Genomic DNA, 19152 nt, shown 5'->3' on the forward strand with positions numbered 1-19152 from the left:
ATCGTTTTCTATGGCCAACACCTTTTTGTGCGGGCGCTTCGAGTTTGATCTCGAGCGCCCGCTCGTCATGGGCATCGTCAATATCACGCCCGATTCGTTTTCCGACGGGGGCCAGCACGCAGATACCGATTCTGCAGTGAGCCACGCGCGGCGTTTGATTGATGAGGGCGCGCAGATTCTGGATCTGGGCGGCGAGTCCACCCGGCCGGGAGCCGATCCAGTGCCGGTTCAGGACGAGCTGGCGCGTTTGCTGCCTGTCATCGAGGCGCTGCGCGATTGTGGCGTCCCGTTATCCATCGACACTTTCAAACCAGAGGTCATGCGCGCTGTGCTGGATGCGGGCGCCGACATGATTAACGACATCTACGGCTTTCGCCAGCCTGGGGCCATCGAAGCCGTGGCGCAGTCGCGTTGCGGGCTGTGCATCATGCACATGAAGGGTGAGCCCGGCACGATGCAGCAGGCGCCGGAATACATCGATCTGCTCGGCGAGATCGGCGTATTCCTGGGGGCTCGTGCGCAGCGTCTGCGTGCCGCCTGGGTCGATCCGCGGCGTATCGTCCTGGATCCGGGATTTGGCTTTGGCAAGACGGCGGATCACAACTATCAACTATTACGCAGGCTCTCCAGTCTGCGCGTATCCAGTTATCCATTGCTGACAGGGTTGTCACGCAAAACCATGATTGGCGACGCTACCGGCAAGCCCGTGGCCGATCGCCTGGCCGGCAGCATTGCCGGTGCGCTGGCCTGCGTGGCGCACGGATCCTCGATCGTGCGCGTGCACGACGTGGCCGAGACGGTAGATGCCCTGAAGGTCTGGTACGCATCTGAACAAGGAGCTATTCGAGCATGACGCAACGCAAGTATTTCGGGACTGACGGGGTGCGCGGCGAGGTTGGCGGCGAGGTGATCAATGCGGCTTTCGCTTTGCGTCTAGGATACGCGGCAGGACGTGTGTTGGCGCGGCAGTACAGCGTGCGCGGCCACGGCCGCCCGCAAGTAGTAATCGGCAAGGACACGCGTATTTCCGGTTACATGCTTGAGTCGGCACTGGAGGCGGGCCTGTCCGCCGCTGGCATCGACGTGTTGCTGGCCGGTCCTTTGCCGACGCCGGCCGTGGCGTACCTGACCCGCACGTTCCGCTTGGCGGCGGGCATCGTGATCAGCGCGTCGCACAATCCTTACCAGGACAACGGCATCAAGTTTTTCTCGACGCAGGGCATGAAGCTGCCCGATGAAGTCGAGGCCGAAATAGAAGCTGCGCTGGACGAGCCCTTGGGTTGCCTGGGGTCTGAAGCACTGGGCCGCGCCCGCCGGATGCAAGATGCACAGGGTCGCTATATCGAGTTTTGCAAAAGCACGTTTCCCAACGAGCTGGATTTGAATGGTCTGAAGATCGTTGTCGATGCCGCGCATGGCGCCGCGTATAACGTCGCACCGCACGTATTTCGCGAGCTGGGCGCCGATGTGCACGCCATTGGCGTTTCGCCTGACGGTTTCAACATCAACAAAGGCGTGGGGGCGCTGCATCCCGAGTCGTTGGTGAAAGTCGTCCAGGCGCGGGGCGCAGACTTGGGCATCGCCCTGGATGGCGACGCCGACCGGCTGCAGATGGTCGATGGCGAGGGCCGCATCTATAACGGTGACGAGCTGCTGTACGCCATCGTGCGCGAACGCATGATGCAGGGGCCGGTCGCCGGTGTGGTCGGGACCTTGATGACCAACTATGGTTTCGAGCGGGAAATGCAACGCCTGGGTGTCGGGTTCGAGCGCGCCAAGGTCGGCGATCGCTATGTGCTGGAGCAAATGCAGGCACGCGGCTGGTTGTTCGGCGGCGAGAGCTCCGGGCACCTGTTATGCCTGGATTGCCATACCACCGGCGACGGCATCATTGCCGCCTTGCAAGTGCTGACGGCTTTGCGCCGCAGTGGCGAAAGCTTGGCCCAATGGCTGGGTGACCTGCGCATGTATCCACAGAAAATGATCAATGTCGCCTGGACACCTGGGACTGACTGGAAATCGCATCCGGGCCTCGTAGCGGCAGCGCAAGCCGTCGAAGCCGAATTGGCAGGGCGTGGCCGTGTGCTCATTCGAGCGTCTGGCACCGAACCTAAATTGCGATTGATGGTCGAAGCAGAAGACGCTGCTTTGGCTGAGGCTAGCGCTGAAAAATTGGCGGCCAGTCTCAACTGATTCACTGTCATGAGTACTAAAGGGGGGCCGGGTCCTGGTGGAGCCGGCCCTTTATTCGTCAAACGGGTTTGTTTGATTTATTTTGATTTATATTGCTTTAATTCGAGACTATTCGGATGGGCGTAAACTTCATAGTCATGTCATATTTTTGTCAGAAGCCTGACATATCCGGCCTCCACACTGTGCATACCTCAAGGAGTCCTGTGCAATGCTCGAATTAGCACGTATCGATGCCCGGCGTGACAACGCCGAACCCTGGACGGGTTCTGCGGCGCACGTCCTGGTCGTTGGCTTGGCGAGCACGGCCGATGAGGTCGAGCAGATTCAGCGCCTGCGGTACTCCGTTTTCACCGAGGACATGGGGGCGGTATTCCCTGATGCGCATGACGGCATCGAGCAAGACCGCTTCGATCCCTGGTGTGAACACCTCATGGTGCGGGAGCTCGAGACCGGCCGGGTAGTGGGCACCTATCGTATCCTGACCCCCGAAAAGGCCCTCGCAGCGGGCGGGTATTACTCCGAGTCCGAATTCGATCTATCCGGGTTGGGCGCGCTGCGCGGGGAATTGGTCGAAGTCGGCCGTTCTTGCACGCATGCGGCACACCGTAGTGGCGCTGCAATCATGTTGCTGTGGTCGGGTCTGGCAGAGTTCATGCGTCGCGGCGGCTATCGCTATATGCTGGGTTGTGCCAGCGTCAGTCTGCGCGATGACGGTGTGACGGCTGCCGAGGTGTGGCGCAATGTCGCCACCCACCTGAAAGACCTCGACGCTCCGCGCGTCAAGCCGCTGCATCGTTATCCCGTCGAGTTGCTGAACAGCACGTTGCCCGCACGCGTGCCGCCGCTCATCAAGGGCTATATGAAGCTGGGCGCGCGTATTTGCGGTGAGCCCGCCTGGGACCCGGATTTCAATGCCGCGGATTTCCCGGTGCTGTTGGATATGACCCAGATGGACAGCCGTTATCGGCGCCATTTCGGGTTGGATTCCGCCCCTGTCGAGGTGATTTGATCATGCGAGGGCTGCTCTCAAGGAAACGCGGAGTTGCCCCCAAATCCCTTTCTGCCCGAGGAGGGCGGAGTGGGCGCAGCCCCGTTCAGAGGGCCCTCAGAAGACTGCGCATCCGGCTCATTCGGCGGGCCACGCGTCCGTTCCGGTTAGAACTCAAGCAGCTCGAAAGAGAAACCGACTTTTCGCCATTCTGATTCTTCGGCACGCAACGTAAAGTCGCTGAGCGGATGCTTGGTCAGCCATTCTTGCTTGACTCGCACCACGATCGACTCGCCTCGCACCGACACGCTGAGCGGCAGTTGCGGAATGTCGGTGCGGCGGCGCATCAGCAGCACCGCCAGGCGCAGGCACAGGATGGCAACCCACTGGCTGCGGTCTCGGACCAGCATTTCGAGTTTTGCCAGCTTGCCTTGATGCCCCAATGCCAACAACGCCAGCAGTTGCTGGTCGGCCCGCGAAAAGCCGGGCATGTCCGCGTTGTCTAGCACGTAGGCTGTGTGCTTGTAATAGGCATTATGGGCGATTGACAGCCCGACTTCGTGCAGATCGGCGGCCCAGCCCAATGCGTTGCGCAGCTCGCTGTGGCCCTCCTCAGCGGGATAAATCGAGTCGAAGAACGTGAGCGCCGCCTGGCGTACACGTTGGGCCTGACTGCTATCAATGTGATAACGCTTCATGAACTGGTGAACGGACTCGTCGCGCTTGTCGTGTGCGGCGTCGCGGCCCAGCAGGTCATACAGCACGCCGACGCGCAGAGCGCCTTCGCCAGTGTGCATCCGATCGATGCCCAATTCATCAAAGAGGGCGCTCATGATCGCCAAGCCGCCGGGCAATACGTCGGCGCGTTCCAGCTTGATGCCGGGGAGCTCCTCGGGAATAACCTGGCCCGAGCGGATGATGCGTTCTTTCAGTTTGTTCAGGCCCGCGCGCGTGATGGCGTCTTCGGAAAAACCGCACTCTGTCAGGATCGCATACAGTGCCTTGGCCGTACCCGAGGACCCGTAGGCCTCTTTCCAGCCGGTCTTGCGGTATTGCTTGGCGATGACTTCGATTTCCCGGCGTGCCATGAGTTCGGCTTGCTTCATCTGATGGGCGTCGACCACGCCGTCCGGGAAAAACTGCCGGCTGTAGCTGACGCAGCCCATATAGAGCGATGACATCAGGCCCGGCTCAAAGCCCTTGCCGATGATGACCTCTGTCGAGCCGCCGCCGATGTCGATCACCAGCCGCTTGTTGGCCGACGGAGGCAGGGAATGCACCACGCCCAGATAGATGAGCCGGGCTTCTTCGCGCCCCGCAATCACCTCGATCGGAAAACCCAGCGCCGCCTCGGCGCGGGGCAGAAATTCCTGGGTATTACGAGCGACGCGAAACGTGTTGGTCGCTACAGCGCGCACCCGGCTGGGATGAAAGCTGCGCAGGCGCTCCCCAAAACGCTCCAGGACAGACACTGCGCGGTCCACCGCCTCGTCGCTGAGCTGTTTGTCCTGATCCAGTCCCGCGGCCAGCCGCACCGTTTCTTTGAGGCGGTCGATCTGATAGATCTGGGGACCGCCTTCTTGTTGGACGACGCGTCCGATAGACAGGCGAAAACTATTGGAACCGAGGTCTACGGCGGCCAGGAGGTGGTCCATGCGGGATGTCGATAAGGCTGTAAGAGCGCCAATTATAAGGAACCGATGTGACAGCGCCCCACAATCGCCACCGGATGTCATCGTTTTGGCGTAGGCTAGGCATATATTTCAGACTGTCATGGAATAGTCACACAATTGCAGTAAAACCGCAGCCTTTGTCTCTAGAATTGGAACCCGGTATGTCTACGTCGCTGGTTGAGCCTCCGTTTTTGAACCGTGAACTGTCCTTGCTGAAGTTCAATGAACGGGTGCTGGCGATGGCGGAAAATCCTCAGGTGCCGCTGCTCGAGCGCTTGCGCTATGTCTGTATCGTCAGCTCGAATCTGGACGAATTCTTCGAGATCCGTATTTCCAGCCTCAAAGAGCAACTGCGTCAGAATCCTGCCTTGGTCGGCGCTGACGGCCTGACGCCGGCAGAGGCTTTTGCGCGTGTCCAGGAAAAGGTCCACGTTCTGGTGGACCGCCAATACAGCCTGCTCAACGATGAGATTTTTCCCTGCCTGGATGCCGAGGGAATCGCGCTGTTGCATGCTTCGGAATGGAATGCCGAGCAACAGCAATGGGCGCACGAGGTATTCAATCGCGACGTGATGCCTTTGCTCACGCCGATCGGTCTGGACCCGGCTCACCCCTTTCCGCGGGTCTATAACAAGAGCCTCAACTTCATTGTGGCCTTGTCAGGCGCTGACGCGTTTGGCCGCCAGGCCTCGATTGCCATCGTGCAGGCGCCTCGGGCCCTGCCGCGATTGATCAAGATGCCGCCCGAGCTCTCGGGCAAACCCGACGGCTATATCCTGCTGACCTCGTTGCTGCGCGCCTTCGTCGGCGAGTTGTTCCCGGGGCTGGAAATGCTGGGTTGCTATCAATGGCGTGTGACGCGCAACAGCGACCTGTTCGTCGACGAAGAAGAAGTCACCAACCTGCGCCACGCTCTGCAGGGCGAACTGTCGCAGCGCAACTTCGGTGCGGCCGTACGTCTGGAGATCGACCGGTTGACGCCCGATGATCTGGAAACCTATCTGCAACGGGAATTCTCGCTGACGGCCGATGATACCTATCGCGTGAATGGCCCCGTCAACCTGTCCAGGCTGATGCAGTTGTGCAACGTCGACAACCGTCCGGATCTGTTGTTTACGCCTCACCACGGCTCTGTCCCTGCGCCGCTGGACCGGGTTGCGGACAAACCCGCAGAGTTGTTTGCGGCCGTCGCCCGTGCCGACCAGTTGCTGCATCACCCCTATCAGTCGTTCCAACCCGTGATCGATTTCCTGACGGCAGCGGCAGTGGATCCGGACGTGATGGCGATCAAGCAGACCATCTATCGCACTGGCGAAGATTCCGAGTTGATGAAAATCCTGCTGGCTGCGGCGCGCGCCGGTAAGGAAGTGACTGTCGTGGTGGAGCTCATGGCCCGTTTCGACGAGCAGACCAATATCAATTGGGCTGCTCGCCTGGAGGAGGTGGGAGCACACGTGGTGTATGGCGTGGTGGCGCACAAGACGCACGCCAAGATGGCATTGGTGCTGCGCCGCGAAAAAGGGCGGCTGCGCCGGTATGCTCACCTGGGCACCGGCAACTACCATCCGCGCACGGCGCGCCTGTACACCGATTTTGGCCTGCTGACTTCGGATCCCGACCTCTGCGAGGACATGGACAAGGTCTTTGCCCAGCTGACGGGGTTGGGCGCCCGCCGGACGCTGAAGTCGTTGCTGCAATCGCCGTTTACCATGCACGAGACCATGATGTCTCTGATCCAGGCCGAAATCCGTGCCGCGAAAGAGGGACGCAAGGCCAAAATCATGGCCAAAATGAATTCTCTGCTCGAGGAACAGATCATCGCCGAGCTCTACAAAGCCAGCCAGGCGGGGGTCAAGATCGACCTGGTGGTGCGAGGCGTATGCGCGCTGCGGGCCGGGGTGCCGGGCCTCTCGGAAAACATCCGGGTACGGTCCATCGTGGGGCGGTTCCTGGAGCATTCCCGCGTGTTTTATTTCTATGCCGATGGCGACGAGCCCGTGTATTTGTCCTCGGCCGACTGGATGGACCGGAATTTCTTCCGCCGCGTCGAAATAGCGTTCCCGGTACGGGACAAGGATCTGAAAAAAAGGGTCATAGACGAGGCTTTCACCTATGCCTGGCGCGACAATCAGCTCGCCTGGGACCAGCAGCCCGACGGCACCTATAGCCGCGTGCGCAACCGCCGTGCGGCGTTCAATATGCACGAATTCCTGATGGAACGCCTGAAATAAGGCCCCATACCCAGCCTGACACATTTCGTGTATGTGACTGTCATGGTCTTGTCATGTTGGGATTCTAAGATTCGTTACGTCGATGATCGGACGGGCGGAAACAGCCCGCCGCGACCTCCTAAACGAACACAGAAGGAATTCGAATGTTCAACCGCGTATTCAAACAAATTACCATCGGTGTTGCGCTGAGCGGCGCCGTTTTTGCTGTGCAGGCTGCTGATATCACCGGCGCTGGTGCTTCGTTCCCGTACCCGGTCTACGCCAAGTGGGCGTCGGAATACAAGGCCGCGACCAATACCGCAGTGAACTATCAATCGATCGGTTCGGGCGGCGGTCAGCAGCAGATCAAGGCCAAGACCGTTGATTTCGGTGCTTCGGACGATCCTCTGAAGGCCGATGACCTGGAAAAGAACGGCCTGCTGCAATTCCCGGCCGTGATCGGCGGTACCGTGGCCGTGGTCAATATCGACGGCGTTCAGCCGGGCCAACTGAAGCTGTCGGGTCCCGTATTGGGCGACATCTTCCTGGGCAAGATCAAGAAATGGGACGACGCCGCGATCAAAGCGCTGAACCCCGACGTGAAGCTGCCCTCGGCTGACATCATCGTGGTGCACCGTTCGGACGGCTCGGGTACGACCTTTGGCTGGACCAACTACCTGTCGAAAGTCTCGCCTGAGTGGAAAGAAAAGGTCGGCGAAGGCAAAGCCGTCAAATGGCCCACCGGCCAAGGCGGCAAGGGTAACGAAGGCGTCGCCGCCTACGTTGGCCAGCTGAAGAATTCCATCGGCTACGTCGAATACGCCTACGCCAAGCAAAACAAGCTGGCCTGGACGCAACTGCAGAACAAAGACGGCAAGTTCGTGCAACCCGAACAAACCGCTTTCGCTGCCGCTGCCGCGAACGCTGACTGGAAGAGCGCACCTGGCATGGGTGTGGTCCTGACCAACGAACCGGGTGCCGCTTCGTGGCCCGTGACGGCTGCTACCTTCATCCTGGTGCACAAGGTTCAAGACAAGCCCGAGCAAGGCCGCGCCGTGCTCGAGTTCTTTGACTGGGCCTTCAAGAATGGTGCCAAGTCCGCCGAAGCGCTGGACTACGTGCCGCTGCCTGACAACGTGACGGCAGAAATTCGCGCCACCTGGAGCGAAATCAAGTCCGCTGACGGCAAGCCCGTCTGGAAATAAGCGTCTTAGTAACCACTAAGACTTAACGATGCGCGGGCCCATCAAGGTCCGCGCATCGTCTGCGCCGCCAGGCCCGAGTATCTCTAAGCGTATTTCAAGGAAAGCCCATCCATGAGCGCGGTAATGGATAATGGTGTGCCACGCCAGTCTCATCAGACGGACTCCGTCACTACCGGTACGCCTTCGCCTATGAAGCAAAACAATAACGCGCTAATGGATGCGCTGTTCAAGAACGCCACCCGGCTTTTTGCCTTCCTGGTGTTCATCCTGCTGGCAGCCATTATGCTGTCCCTTATTTACGGCAGCCGCGAAACACTGGCCAAGTACGGCTTGTCGTTTCTGTGGACCAACGATTGGGATCCTGTCCAGCAGAACTATGGCGCGATTGTTCCGATTGTCGGCACGCTGCTGACCTCGGCGATTGCCTTGATCATCGCGGTACCTGTGTCATTCGGTATTGCGATATTTTTGACCGAGTTGTCACCCGCATGGCTGCGCCGTCCCTTGGGTACGGCCATTGAAATGCTGGCTGCCATCCCGTCCATCATCTACGGGATGTGGGGCTTGTTCGTTTTTGTGCCCATTTTCCAGCAATATGTGCAGCCGACCTTGATTTCCGTGCTGGGCGGCATTCCTGTGATTGGCGGTATCTTCGCAGGGCCTCCGTTCGGGATAGGTATTTTCACAGCCGGCCTGATCCTGTCTATCATGGTCATTCCGTTCATTACCGCCGTGATGCGCGACGTGTTCGAACTGGTGCCCACCATGCTGAAAGAGTCCGCCTATGGCCTGGGCAGCACGACCTGGGAAGTCATGTGGCGCGTGGTGTTGCCCTTTACCAAGACGGGCGTGATCGGCGGCATCATGCTGGGGCTGGGCCGGGCACTGGGCGAAACCATGGCGGTGACCTTTGTGATCGGCAACGCCTTCCAGTTTCCGGGCTCGCTGTTTGCGCCGGGCAACTCGATTGCGTCTGCACTGGCCAACGAGTTCAACGAAGCCGGAGGCCTCCAGAAATCCGCGTTGCTGGAACTGGGTCTGATTCTGTTCCTGATCACCACCGTCGTTCTGGCTCTGTCGAAAGTACTGCTGTTGCGTGCGACAGCCTCCGAAGGCAAAAAGAGCTGATCGGTCTGCCGGACGTTAATGGGAAGAAACATGGCTGAATCTGCAATCAACATGAGCAACGGCATTTATCGCCGTCGCAATCTGGTCAACAAGGTCATGTTGACCATCTCGCTGACCACGCTGGTGTTCGGATTGTTCTGGTTGTTCTGGATCATTCTGACGCTGCTGTTCAAAGGCGCACCCGCCTTGTCGTTCACACTGTTCACCGAGATCACGCCGCCTCCGGGCCAACAAGGCGGTTTGATCAACGCGGTGGTCGGCAGCGTGCTGATGGCCGGTGTCGGTACGCTGATTGGCACGCCGATCGGCGTGCTGGCTGGTACCTATCTGGCCGAGTATGGCCAGCGCGGCTGGCTGGCGCCGGCGACGCGTTTCTTGAACGACGTGCTGTTGTCCGCGCCGTCGATCATCATCGGCTTGTTCATCTATGCCGTATACGTGTCCCAGGTCGGCCACTATTCGGGCTGGGCTGGTGCGCTGGCGCTGTCCATCCTGGTGATTCCGGTGGTGGTGCGTACGACGGACAATATGCTGCTGTTGGTCCCCAATAGCTTGCGTGAGGCGACGGCAGCCCTCGGTTGCCCCAAATGGCGCATGATCACCCTGGTCTGCTACCGCGCTGCCAAGACCGGCATCATCACCGGTATCTTGTTGGCCATCGCCCGCATCTCGGGTGAAACCGCGCCGCTGCTGTTTACCGCACTGTCGAATCAATTCATGTCGTGGAACATGAATGCGCCCATGTCCAACTTGCCGGTTGTGATTTACCAATACGCGGCGAGCCCATTCAAAGACTGGAACGATCTGGCCTGGGCCGGTGCCACGCTGATTACGCTGCTGGTGCTGAGCATCAACATCCTGGCTCGCAGCCTGTTCCGCAAATCGTAATTGCCATGCCGGCGCCGTGGGGCGCCGGTGATAGGAAGACAAATGCAAAATACTGTTCTCGCCGACAAAGCAGCCAACGCGGCCGCCGCTTCCGCAGCCAAGTCCAAGCTCGAAGTCAAGAACCTGAATTTTTACTACGGCAAGTTCCATGCGATTCGCAATGTGAACATGTCGATTCGTGAGAACAAGGTCACCGCGTTCATCGGCCCGTCGGGTTGCGGCAAATCGACCTTGTTGCGCACGTTCAACCGCATGTTCGAACTGTATCCCGGCCAACGTGCCGAGGGCGAGATCCTGCTCGATGGCGAAAACCTGCTGACGTCCAAGACCGATATTTCCTTGATCCGCGCCAAGGTCGGCATGGTGTTCCAAAAACCCACGCCGTTCCCCATGAGCATCTACGACAACATCGCTTTCGGCGTAAAGCTGTTCGAGCGTCTGTCCAAAGGTGAAATGGACGAGCGTGTGGAATGGGCCTTGAGCAAGGCTGCGCTGTGGAACGAGGTGAAAGACAAGCTGCATCAAAGCGGCAATAGCCTGTCGGGTGGTCAGCAACAACGTCTGTGTATCGCACGCGGCGTCGCCATCAAACCCGAAGTACTGTTGTTGGACGAGCCTTGTTCGGCCCTGGATCCGATCTCGACTGCAAAGATCGAAGAACTGATCGCCGAGCTCAAGAGCGATTACACCGTCGTGATCGTGACCCACAATATGCAGCAGGCCGCTCGTTGTTCGGACTACACCGCCTATATGTATCTGGGCGAGCTGATGGAATTCGGCGACACCGACCAGATCTTTGTGAAGCCGGCTCGCAAGGAAACCGAAGACTACATTACGGGTCGTTTCGGTTAATAGTTGGCAGCACAAAAAAACGCCAGACATGTCTGGCGTTTTTTTTGTTGCCGGGCCGCCCCAAAACAAAAATACCCCCTTGGGGGGCAGCAAGCCGAAGGCGCAGCGTGGGGGCTTTTTTCCTCCATCCGCCGAGAAAATCGGCGATTCAGTCAGAGCGAAACTCCTGTCGGAGATTCGCCCTGAGCCTGCGATCAGTACGTCACGGTCATCGTCGCATAATAAGCGCGGCCAGGCTCGTTGTACGTCGCAGCGCCCGCGGAACTGGCGTTGCCTTCGCGGTACTGTTTCTTGTCGAACAGGTTGCTCACCCCGACGCGGAAACGCAGATGGCTGTTCGGCTCGTAGCCTACGCTCAGGCCGACCAGGGCGTAGGGGCTGATCGTCTGGCGGCCATCGCCTTCCAGGGTTTCACCGGTACGTTGGTTCATCGACGGGCCTTCCTGCTTGCCGTAGTACGTCACGTTTGCCTGGAACGACCATTCGGGGGTGTAGAACCAGTCCAGCGTGCTGTTGATGGTGTACTTCGGAATGACGCTCAGCGGCTCGCCCGTGTCCTTGTTCTTGGTCTGCATCATGTAGGTGAAGTTGGTGTTCCAGTCCAACGTCGGGGTCAGGGGGATGAACAAGTTACCCTCAAAACCTTCTACTACTGCTTTACCGCTATTACCCCATTGCAGCACGCGCGCGCCGTTGTTCAAGCGGTACAGATACTCGGTATCGGCAACGATCTTGTTTTTGTAATCGTTGCGGAAATACGCTGCGCTGGCTCGCCACGTGCCCGGGTCGTATTCGAAACCGATTTCCTTGTTGACGCTAATTTCGGGGCGCAGGTCTTCGTTGCCCGCGAGGTAGCAGCCGCCCGAGTTGCTCTCCGCAGCCCAGCAACCCTGTCCACGGCTGTAGAGTAGGTAATTGGGATTGGACTGATACAGGTTGGGCGCCTTGTAGGCGCGAGCGATACCGCCTTTCAGGCGCAGCGAATCCGTCGCTTTGAACGACAGGTTCAAACTCGGGCTGAAGTTGCCACCGAATTCACTGTTGTGGTCGTAGCGCAAGCCCGGGGTCACGATAGTGCGCGTGCCAGCCTGGATGTTGTCCTCGAAAAAGAGCGCATAACTGTCTTGACTGGTCCGGGTCGGACGCTCGCCGCTCGCCGTGCCGTCGATGCCGTTACCCGTTGTCCCAGTATCGTAGGACTGACGCAAGGACGACGGATCGTCCAGCGATTCATGCAGGTATTCCACGCCGACGGTGGCGACTTGCTGGAAACCGAGCGTGAAGGGGACGTTGACCTCACTGGCGGCACGCAGGCTGCGCAGGCGTGCCGTCGATTTACCCAGGTCAGTAGGCGCGCCTTCGGGGCCACCGGCCAGGCCTTCGGCCTGACGAGCGTTGCGCGTATAGTCGTACGACAGTTCTGATCGTGACGTGCCCCAGTCGTAGTTGCCACGGTGCGTCAAGCCGAAATTCTCGCGGTACATGGCATTGGTTTCTTTGCCATACAGGCTATCGGAGAACTCGCTGTTGGCGTTGTTCATCGTGTCGCCGGCATAGATGTTGCCTTGGCGGCTGAAACTCATTTCGAATTCGAGCGTGTTCTGGGTATCCGGGCGCCATGCAAACAGGGCATTGATGTCCTGATTGATCACCCCTTCGCGGCCAGAGGTATTGGCAACGCCGTTTTCATCGACCGTCGCATGACCCGCGTTGATGTTGCGGTCATCGGCATTGGTCTTGCTGTAGTTGGCATAGACCCGCATGCTGAGCGTGTCGGAGATCGGCGTGGACAAACGCGCGTTGACACGGTTGGTATTGCCCTCGTCGCTGTCTTCCGGCTGGTTGATGTAGTAGGTGGCGGAGGCCGTGGGTTTGTCGCTGGGCTGTTTGGTGATGATGTTCACCACACCACCCATCGCACCCGATCCATAGCGTGCGGCGGCAGGGCCGCGGATGACCTCGATGCGTTCGACTTCTTCGGCGGGGACCCAGTTGGTATCGCCGCGGGTGTCGCGATCGCCGTTCCAGCCGTAGCGTACGGAGTTGCGCGACTCCACCGGTTTGCCGTCGATCAGGATCAGCGTGTTTTCCGGGCCCATGCCACGGATATCGATTTGGCGGCTGTTGCCACGTGCGCCGCTGGAGCTGTTGCCCGTCAGGTTCACGCCGGGTTCGCGACGGATGATGTCGGATAAATCATTGGTGGGCGGGCGGCGCTGAATTTCTTCAGCAGTGATGACGGACACCCCCAATGATTCTTTCACTTCTTCTTCGGCCGTACCGAGAACCTCAACGGCAGACATTTCCTGTACGACGGCAGGGTCGTTAGGCAGGGGAGCGTCAGCCTGGCTTTGGGCCAGAGCGGTGCCTGAGAGGGCGAGAGTGATCAGGGCGCCTAGATACTGGCGCTTGAAGGGTGGCGTGGACATGCCGATTTCTCCGGAGTGCGCAATAGATAGCGCGCCACCCGTTACAATTTGGGGCGCGCCTGATAGTGTTATTAGGAATGATTTACAATATCATTTTGACGTCAGGATTATGTCAGCAAAGTTCAGGTACGGGCTTTGCCTGCACACTAGATTGTTTTGCTAAATCCCCATTTCTCTCTTTTCGTATCTGTATGAGTTCGGTATCGCTCAGTCGTAGCGCGGCATTGCGCCGCAATGCACCCTTGCTCGACGAACCCGCCTTGCACCGGCAGGCACGTCATAGCGCGGAGCACTACGCCGTGGTGGCGCCTGGCGCCAACCGTCCCATGTTTGAGGGGGTGGTGGACACGGTGCAATTGGCCGACGGTCTGAGTCTGCATCGTGTGGACGCCCGCGACCTGCAGGGCGTTGCCGTGCATGCCCACCTGCAACCTGGGCTGCGTATCGCCCTGACTGTGGGTGGCAAGGCCGATGTCAGCTATGACGGATACCGTTTGCTGTTAGGGCCACGGCCCGATGGCGGCGCATGCGGGGCGGTGGTGGCCTTGACGCAGCCTGCTGCGTTCAAGCGGCAGTCCCGTCGAGGCGATATCGAGCGCAGTGTCAGCCTGACACTGAGTGAGGCGTGGTTGCAGCAGCGTTTAGGGGAGGCTTTGCCGTCATGCCTGGCATTCGCTCGCCAGCATCTATCAGTCCATCCTTGGAATGCGTCTGCGCACGCCGTTGCGTTAGTCGAGCAACTGTTGGCTCCGCCCGAGCTGGACGGCGCATTGCTGCGCATGTATCAAGAGTCCCGGTCGCTGGGCCTGGCGGTGGAGGCGTTGAGCAGCGTGAGCGGCGCGGTGCTGGCACCAGTGGCTCACGGGTTGCGGCAGCGCGAGCGGTCTCGGATGGAGCAGGTGCGCGAGTTGCTCGACAGTGGCCAAGCCGATGAGATGAGTCTGGTGCAGATTGCGAAGCATGCCTGCCTGAGCGTGAATACCCTGCAGCGCCATTTCCGTGCGGTCTGGGGCAAAACGGTGTTTGCCTATCTGCGCGATGCACGTCTGGACCGTGCGCGTATGGCCCTGGAGCGCGACGCGATCAGTGTGACCCAGGCGGCATTGATTGCCGGCTATTCCAGCCCGGCGAATTTTGCGACGGCATTTCGTCAGCGATACGGCATACCGCCCGGACTGGCTGGGCGGCGGATGCCCGACTGACGACGCTCAGGCATTTTTTCAGGGCTTCAGAATCCGTACAGTTCCGCCGGGTTATCCACGAGGATGCGAGCGCGTAATGTGCTATCTGGCACCCAGGCGTGAAGCGCCGCCAATGTCGATGCGGTAGCGGGCGGCGCGGGCATCTCCGTCGGGTGGGGCCAATCGGATCCCCACACCAATCGTTCAGGTGCAGCCTGCAATAGTTCGTTGGCGACAGGCGCTGCCGAGTCCACGCCGCCTGCCAGATAATGACCCGATAGCTTGACCCAGCCTGTGCCTCGTTGCAGCCGTGTATGGACGACTCGCCGCGCTGCTTCATAGGTCTCTGTCATTGGCGCCATACGACCCAAGTGATCAAACACCACCGTGCAGGGCAGGCGCAAAATCATGTCGGCATTTTCCGCAATCTGGGTGGGTGTCATGTGCAGTTGTACGTGCCACCCCAGCGAGGCAATGCGCTTGGCCAGCGGCTCGATCATATCGATACGCACAATCGAGGTATGGGCGATGGCGACAGTAAAGCGAATGCCGCGGATACCGCCTTGATGCAGCGTTTGCAATTCGCTATCAGACACGTCAGGGAACACCACACCGACACCGCGCGTCTGGCTGGCGCCCAACTGTTCGATGGCGTCCAGCGTGACGCGGTTGTCCGTGACATGCGGCGCGGGCGTGACGACCACGGCGCGCTGCAGGCCCAGGCTGTCTCGTACTTGCCGATAGGCCTGCGCGGTGCAGGAGGCGAGAGGATTGGGCGCGGCGGGTGCAGCGATCAAGTCCGGGTTGTAGATGTGGATGTGTGAGTCGCAGGCATTTGCGGGCAGAGGTCGTGCCTCGTGCGATGTGGCTGGGGATTCAGGGGCGGATTGAGTCGGTGCGGTCACGAGAATTCCTGCGTGCTGTCAATAAGGCGAGCTCGGTCCATTGTGGACGGCAAACCCTGATTTTAAGCATGTGAGAATAAAGGTCCGTCTCGTGCGGGCACGGTGGCCTTCAATATCGCGCCTTTTTGCCGGTGGCTCTATCAGAAACAATTCACGCGAGAGGCCCATGGCATATCGCCGGCTCGCGGCACGAGCCGGCGCATGGGTTCTGCTGTATCGCTTATTGATCGACGACGAAGCCGTCAAAATGATGTCGCATTGAAATGGGTTTGGTCAGCGGTGGACGAATCTTTTGGGCATCTGGCAGCAGATTCATACCTAGGCCTGGCCCTGTCGGGATGTCGACGAAACCATCTTTCGGCAGAGGCACTGTATCGACGACGTCGCTGCCCAGGTGTTCTGCGCGGGATTCGAAAATCCCTGCCTCGAACCCCGTTGCATACTCCTGAATGGCAAAGTTGGGAATGGCGGCAGCGACCTGCAAGCACGCCGCCAGCCCGATAGGCGAGAGGGGGTTGTGCGGCACGACCTGGACCTGATGGGCTTCGGCGATGGCCGCGACCTTTTTGGCGCCCGTAATGCCGCCGCATAGACACAGGTCTACGCGTGCGTACTCCGCGCCGTTTCTCGCCAGCAGCGCTTCGAACTCATACAGCGTCGAAAAACGTTCGCCCGTCGCGATCGGAATATTGATTTTCTCCGCCACACGCGCCATCGCATCGTTGCTTTCAGGGCGAATGGGGTCTTCGATGAACATCGGATGAGTGTGTTCGATACCGTGGGCAAAGGTAATGGCCTCTGCCGGCGTCAGCCGCCGATGGATTTCGATCAGCAGGTCCACGCGGTCTCCAACGACCTCGCGCATACGCTCCGTGTTGTCGATCGCATCACGCATCTTTTTGATATGCGTCTTGAAGTAGACCTGATCGTGCCCTTCGTCCAGGAATGGATTCAAATGACCAAACGCGGTGAAGCCGGCATTCATTTTTGCTTCGCATTCGATCAGCATTTTTTCTATGGTGTTTTCGTAGATATGGCCGTAGATGCGAGCTTTGGTGCGCGCTGCGCCACCGAGCAGTTCATAGACCGGCACGCCTAGGGCCTTGCCTTTGATGTCCCACAATGCCATATCGATCGCAGAGATGGCGGCGTTTTCTGCGAGCCCCTGAAAATAGCTGAAACGATGCATGACGTTCCAATGATGCTCGATGGGGAAGGGGTCTTTGCCCTCTAGATACTCTGCAAAACGGGCAATGCAGGCCCCGGCCGCCTGGATGTGCCCCCAGGTCCCGGCTTCACCGAAACCGATCACGCCCGCGTCGGTCGTGATGCGGACAAACATGAATTGGCCTACGTGCAAAGGTTCTACTTTCTTGATCTTCATGCTGCTGAGTTCCCTATCGTTGATGCGTGGACTGTCAGTTATTGACGATGTTGGCTTTCTTGATGAGCGCGCCCCATCTCTGGGCTTCGTTCTCGATGAATTGCTTGGTCTGCTCTGGCGTCATCGTGACGGGCTCCGCACCCGCTGCGATAAGTTTGTCGCGAAAGCTCTGCTTATCCAATGCTTGCTTGAGGTCTGCAAATAAGGTCTGGCTGACCGCGCTGGGTGTTCCTTTGGGTACGGCAAATCCGAACCAATTGGCGACGCGAAACTCGGGGAAGCCGGCTTCTGCCGCTGTGGGTACCTTGGGCAAGGTGCTGACGCGTTTGTCGTGCGCGACGGCCAATACCTTGAGTCGGCCGGAATCGACATAGGGTGCGGCCGTGGGGGCGGCAGTAATCAATACATCGACTTGGCCGCTGAGCAGATCATTCAGCGCCGGCCCCGAGCCTTTGTAGGGCACGTGAGTCATATCGATGCCTGCGACGGATTTCAGGAGTTCGCCCGCCATGTGGGGGCCGCTGCCGACACCGCCCGATGCGAAATTGACCTTGCCGGGATTGGCTTTGGCATAGTCGACCAGCTCTTGCAGCGTGTTGACGGGCAGTTTTGAGCTGACGGTCAGTACATAGGGAGCTTCTGCATAGATAGAAACTCCGTCCAGATCTTTGATGGGGTCGAAGGTGAGGGACGGAAACAGACTGGGCACGATGGTCTGCGTCATTTCGTTGGACAGCAGGGTATAGCCGTCGGGCTGCGCGTTGGCGACGAAACCCATGGCGATCGTGCCGCTGGCGCCACCCTTGTTTTCGACCACAAAGGATTGGCCCGTGGACTCCATGAGCGCTTGCGAGGCAATGCGCGCCATGATGTCCGTTGTCCCTCCAGGGGAATAAGGAACGACTACGGTGACGGGGCGTGTGGGATAGGTCGTGGTGGCATGCGAGGCAAACGCAGCTACGCACGCGCCTATCAGCAAGAGTTTCTGTAATTTATGCATGTTGTCTCCGGTTTGTTTTATGAGTGGAAGTACTACATGCAGAAATTAGACACGCGTTATGGGTGTTTAAAATGGCTCAAAACTTACTCTACTTTTCAGCTCTAGGTTAATAATGAACGAGTTGACGGGCGCTTCTGCCGAGATGGCGTTTTTCAGTCTGTTGGTGAATGCGGGCAGCCTGACTGCAGCGGCCCGTGAGTTAGGGATTTCTCCGCCGGCTGCGACGCGCCGCCTGAAATTGTTGGAGGAACGGCTAGGCGTGGCGCTGTTGGCGCGGACGACACGGCGAATGAGCCTGACGGCAGAGGGGGAGGAATATCTCAGCCACGCCCGGCGCATTCTTTCGGATATTCAGGATTTTGAGCACTATCTATCAAAATCGCGGGTTGAGCCTCAGGGATTGTTGAGAGTCAATGCCACATTGGGTTTTGGGCGCAACCATATTGCGCCTCTGATATCGAGGTTCTATCAGCGTTATCCCAAGGTGCATGTCGAGCTGCAATTGACCGTCAATCCGCCGCCGGCATCGGATAACTCTTTTGATGTGTGTATTCGTTTTGGCGAGCCTCCCGATTCGCGTATGGTCGCGCGGAAATTGGCAGACAATCGGCGGCTATTGTGTGCGTCGCCGGATTATCTGCAAAAGCACGGGGTACCGAAGACGCCGCGCGATCTGGCGCGTCATCATTGCATTGCTATTCGGCATGGGGATGAGGCGCATGGCCTGTGGCGATTGTCCTCGGCGCAAGGGTCGGAGTTGGCCAAGATCAACGGGCCGCTGGTGACGAATGATGGCGACATCGCGGTGCAGTGGGCACTGGATGGGCTGGGCATCATCATGCGGGCGGAGTGGGATGTTGCCCGGTATCTGGAGAGCGGGCGATTGCAGGTGGTGCTGAGGAACTATCGGACGCCTGAGGCGAATATTTACGCGGTTTATCCGCAGCGACATCAGATGGCGCGGCGGGTGCGGGTGTTTGTCGATTTTCTTGGGGAGGCGTTTGTTCGGCTGTCCGGTGGGGCGGTTTGGCGGTAAAGGAGGGGGGCGCCGGGCGAGGTGTTCGTTGCCGTTCGTGGGCGTTTCTATGGAGACGTCCCNGTCGCGTGCCTGGGCGG

The 19152-nt window shown here is 59.1% G+C and carries 15 protein-coding genes; 10 read left to right on the forward strand and 5 right to left on the reverse strand.

The window, feature by feature from the left end; all coding sequences use genetic code 11:
• Nucleotides 1–10: 10 nt before the first annotated feature.
• The 3 genes from folP (at nt 11) to ACNA0J_RS26030 (ending at nt 3202) form a co-directional block, all read left to right on the forward strand.
• Nucleotides 11–853: a dihydropteroate synthase gene (gene folP / locus ACNA0J_RS26020; RefSeq protein WP_415821793.1), complete on the forward strand. Its 843-nt coding sequence runs from the start codon at nt 11–13 to the stop codon at nt 851–853.
• On the forward strand, nt 850–2193 hold the full coding sequence (glmM, locus tag ACNA0J_RS26025; protein WP_415821794.1) for a phosphoglucosamine mutase: 1344 nt from the start codon (nt 850–852) through the stop codon (nt 2191–2193). The genes folP and glmM overlap by 4 nt, the downstream gene beginning before the upstream one ends.
• Before the next feature lie 208 nt (nt 2194–2401).
• Entirely contained in the window at nt 2402–3202 is an 801-nt protein-coding gene (locus tag ACNA0J_RS26030; RefSeq protein ID WP_415821795.1) for a GNAT family N-acetyltransferase, read from the forward strand.
• Nucleotides 3203–3348: 146 nt separating this feature from the next.
• Here the strand turns inward: ACNA0J_RS26030 and ppx are convergent, their stop codons facing one another.
• The gene (ppx, locus tag ACNA0J_RS26035) at nt 3349–4836 is read right to left on the reverse strand and encodes an exopolyphosphatase (protein ID WP_415821796.1); all 1488 of its coding nucleotides are present in this window, start codon (nt 4834–4836) and stop codon (nt 3349–3351) included.
• 179 nt (nt 4837–5015) lie between these two features.
• Between ppx and ppk1 the strand changes: the two genes are divergently transcribed.
• The 5 genes from ppk1 (at nt 5016) to pstB (ending at nt 11137) form a co-directional block, all read left to right on the forward strand.
• Nucleotides 5016–7085, forward strand: a complete 2070-nt coding sequence (gene ppk1 / locus ACNA0J_RS26040; protein ID WP_415821797.1) for a polyphosphate kinase 1 — start codon at nt 5016–5018, stop codon at nt 7083–7085.
• 143 nt (nt 7086–7228) lie between these two features.
• Entirely contained in the window at nt 7229–8269 is a 1041-nt protein-coding gene (pstS, locus tag ACNA0J_RS26045; protein ID WP_415821798.1) for a phosphate ABC transporter substrate-binding protein PstS, read from the forward strand.
• 111 nt (nt 8270–8380) lie between these two features.
• Complete coding sequence (gene pstC, locus ACNA0J_RS26050) at nt 8381–9397, forward strand: phosphate ABC transporter permease subunit PstC (protein ID WP_415821799.1); 1017 nt, start codon at nt 8381–8383, stop codon at nt 9395–9397.
• Between the two features lie 30 nt (nt 9398–9427).
• Nucleotides 9428–10285 carry a phosphate ABC transporter permease PstA gene (pstA, locus tag ACNA0J_RS26055; protein ID WP_415807859.1) on the forward strand — a complete coding sequence of 286 codons (858 nt, stop codon included), beginning with the start codon at nt 9428–9430 and terminating at the stop codon, nt 10283–10285.
• A gap of 42 nt (nt 10286–10327) precedes the next feature.
• Entirely contained in the window at nt 10328–11137 is an 810-nt protein-coding gene (gene pstB / locus ACNA0J_RS26060; protein WP_415821800.1) for a phosphate ABC transporter ATP-binding protein PstB, read from the forward strand.
• Between the two features lie 194 nt (nt 11138–11331).
• On the opposite strand, the gene ACNA0J_RS26065 is transcribed toward pstB, so the two are convergent.
• Entirely contained in the window at nt 11332–13566 is a 2235-nt protein-coding gene (locus tag ACNA0J_RS26065) for a TonB-dependent siderophore receptor (protein ID WP_415821801.1), read from the reverse strand.
• Between the two features lie 191 nt (nt 13567–13757).
• Between ACNA0J_RS26065 and ACNA0J_RS26070 the strand changes: the two genes are divergently transcribed.
• Nucleotides 13758–14768 carry a helix-turn-helix transcriptional regulator gene (locus tag ACNA0J_RS26070; protein WP_415821802.1) on the forward strand — a complete coding sequence of 337 codons (1011 nt, stop codon included), beginning with the start codon at nt 13758–13760 and terminating at the stop codon, nt 14766–14768.
• A 26-nt stretch (nt 14769–14794) separates the two neighbouring features.
• Here the strand turns inward: ACNA0J_RS26070 and ACNA0J_RS26075 are convergent, their stop codons facing one another.
• From ACNA0J_RS26075 to ACNA0J_RS26085, 3 genes are all read right to left on the reverse strand, one after another.
• Entirely contained in the window at nt 14795–15652 is an 858-nt protein-coding gene (locus ACNA0J_RS26075) for an amidohydrolase family protein (protein ID WP_415821803.1), read from the reverse strand.
• A 220-nt stretch (nt 15653–15872) separates the two neighbouring features.
• The gene (locus ACNA0J_RS26080) at nt 15873–17036 is read right to left on the reverse strand and encodes a mandelate racemase/muconate lactonizing enzyme family protein (protein WP_415821804.1); all 1164 of its coding nucleotides are present in this window, start codon (nt 17034–17036) and stop codon (nt 15873–15875) included.
• A 34-nt stretch (nt 17037–17070) separates the two neighbouring features.
• Nucleotides 17071–18036 (reverse strand): Bug family tripartite tricarboxylate transporter substrate binding protein, encoded by a 966-nt coding sequence (locus tag ACNA0J_RS26085; RefSeq protein WP_415821805.1) that lies wholly within the window; start codon nt 18034–18036, stop codon nt 17071–17073.
• A gap of 112 nt (nt 18037–18148) precedes the next feature.
• Here ACNA0J_RS26085 and ACNA0J_RS26090 point away from each other — a divergent pair, with 112 nt between their 5' ends.
• Complete coding sequence (locus ACNA0J_RS26090) at nt 18149–19072, forward strand: LysR family transcriptional regulator (protein WP_415821806.1); 924 nt, start codon at nt 18149–18151, stop codon at nt 19070–19072.
• Nucleotides 19073–19152 lie beyond the last annotated feature (80 nt).

This window comes from Bordetella tumbae, assembly GCF_965139195.1.
In the GTDB taxonomy this organism is placed as follows: domain Bacteria; phylum Pseudomonadota; class Gammaproteobacteria; order Burkholderiales; family Burkholderiaceae_B; genus Bordetella_A; species Bordetella_A tumbae.

Coding starts and splice junctions, on each gene's coding strand:
- folP (WP_415821793.1), top strand. CDS start 11: ATGGCCAACACCTTTTTGTGCGGGCGCTTCGAGTTTGATCTCGAGCGC.
- glmM (WP_415821794.1), top strand. CDS start 850: ATGACGCAACGCAAGTATTTCGGGACTGACGGGGTGCGCGGCGAGGTT.
- ACNA0J_RS26030 (WP_415821795.1), top strand. CDS start 2,402: ATGCTCGAATTAGCACGTATCGATGCCCGGCGTGACAACGCCGAACCC.
- ppx (WP_415821796.1), bottom strand. CDS start 4,836: ATGGACCACCTCCTGGCCGCCGTAGACCTCGGTTCCAATAGTTTTCGC.
- ppk1 (WP_415821797.1), top strand. CDS start 5,016: ATGTCTACGTCGCTGGTTGAGCCTCCGTTTTTGAACCGTGAACTGTCC.
- pstS (WP_415821798.1), top strand. CDS start 7,229: ATGTTCAACCGCGTATTCAAACAAATTACCATCGGTGTTGCGCTGAGC.
- pstC (WP_415821799.1), top strand. CDS start 8,381: ATGAGCGCGGTAATGGATAATGGTGTGCCACGCCAGTCTCATCAGACG.
- pstA (WP_415807859.1), top strand. CDS start 9,428: ATGGCTGAATCTGCAATCAACATGAGCAACGGCATTTATCGCCGTCGC.
- pstB (WP_415821800.1), top strand. CDS start 10,328: ATGCAAAATACTGTTCTCGCCGACAAAGCAGCCAACGCGGCCGCCGCT.
- ACNA0J_RS26065 (WP_415821801.1), bottom strand. CDS start 13,566: ATGTCCACGCCACCCTTCAAGCGCCAGTATCTAGGCGCCCTGATCACT.
- ACNA0J_RS26070 (WP_415821802.1), top strand. CDS start 13,758: ATGAGTTCGGTATCGCTCAGTCGTAGCGCGGCATTGCGCCGCAATGCA.
- ACNA0J_RS26080 (WP_415821804.1), bottom strand. CDS start 17,036: ATGAAGATCAAGAAAGTAGAACCTTTGCACGTAGGCCAATTCATGTTT.
- ACNA0J_RS26085 (WP_415821805.1), bottom strand. CDS start 18,036: ATGCATAAATTACAGAAACTCTTGCTGATAGGCGCGTGCGTAGCTGCG.
- ACNA0J_RS26090 (WP_415821806.1), top strand. CDS start 18,149: ATGAACGAGTTGACGGGCGCTTCTGCCGAGATGGCGTTTTTCAGTCTG.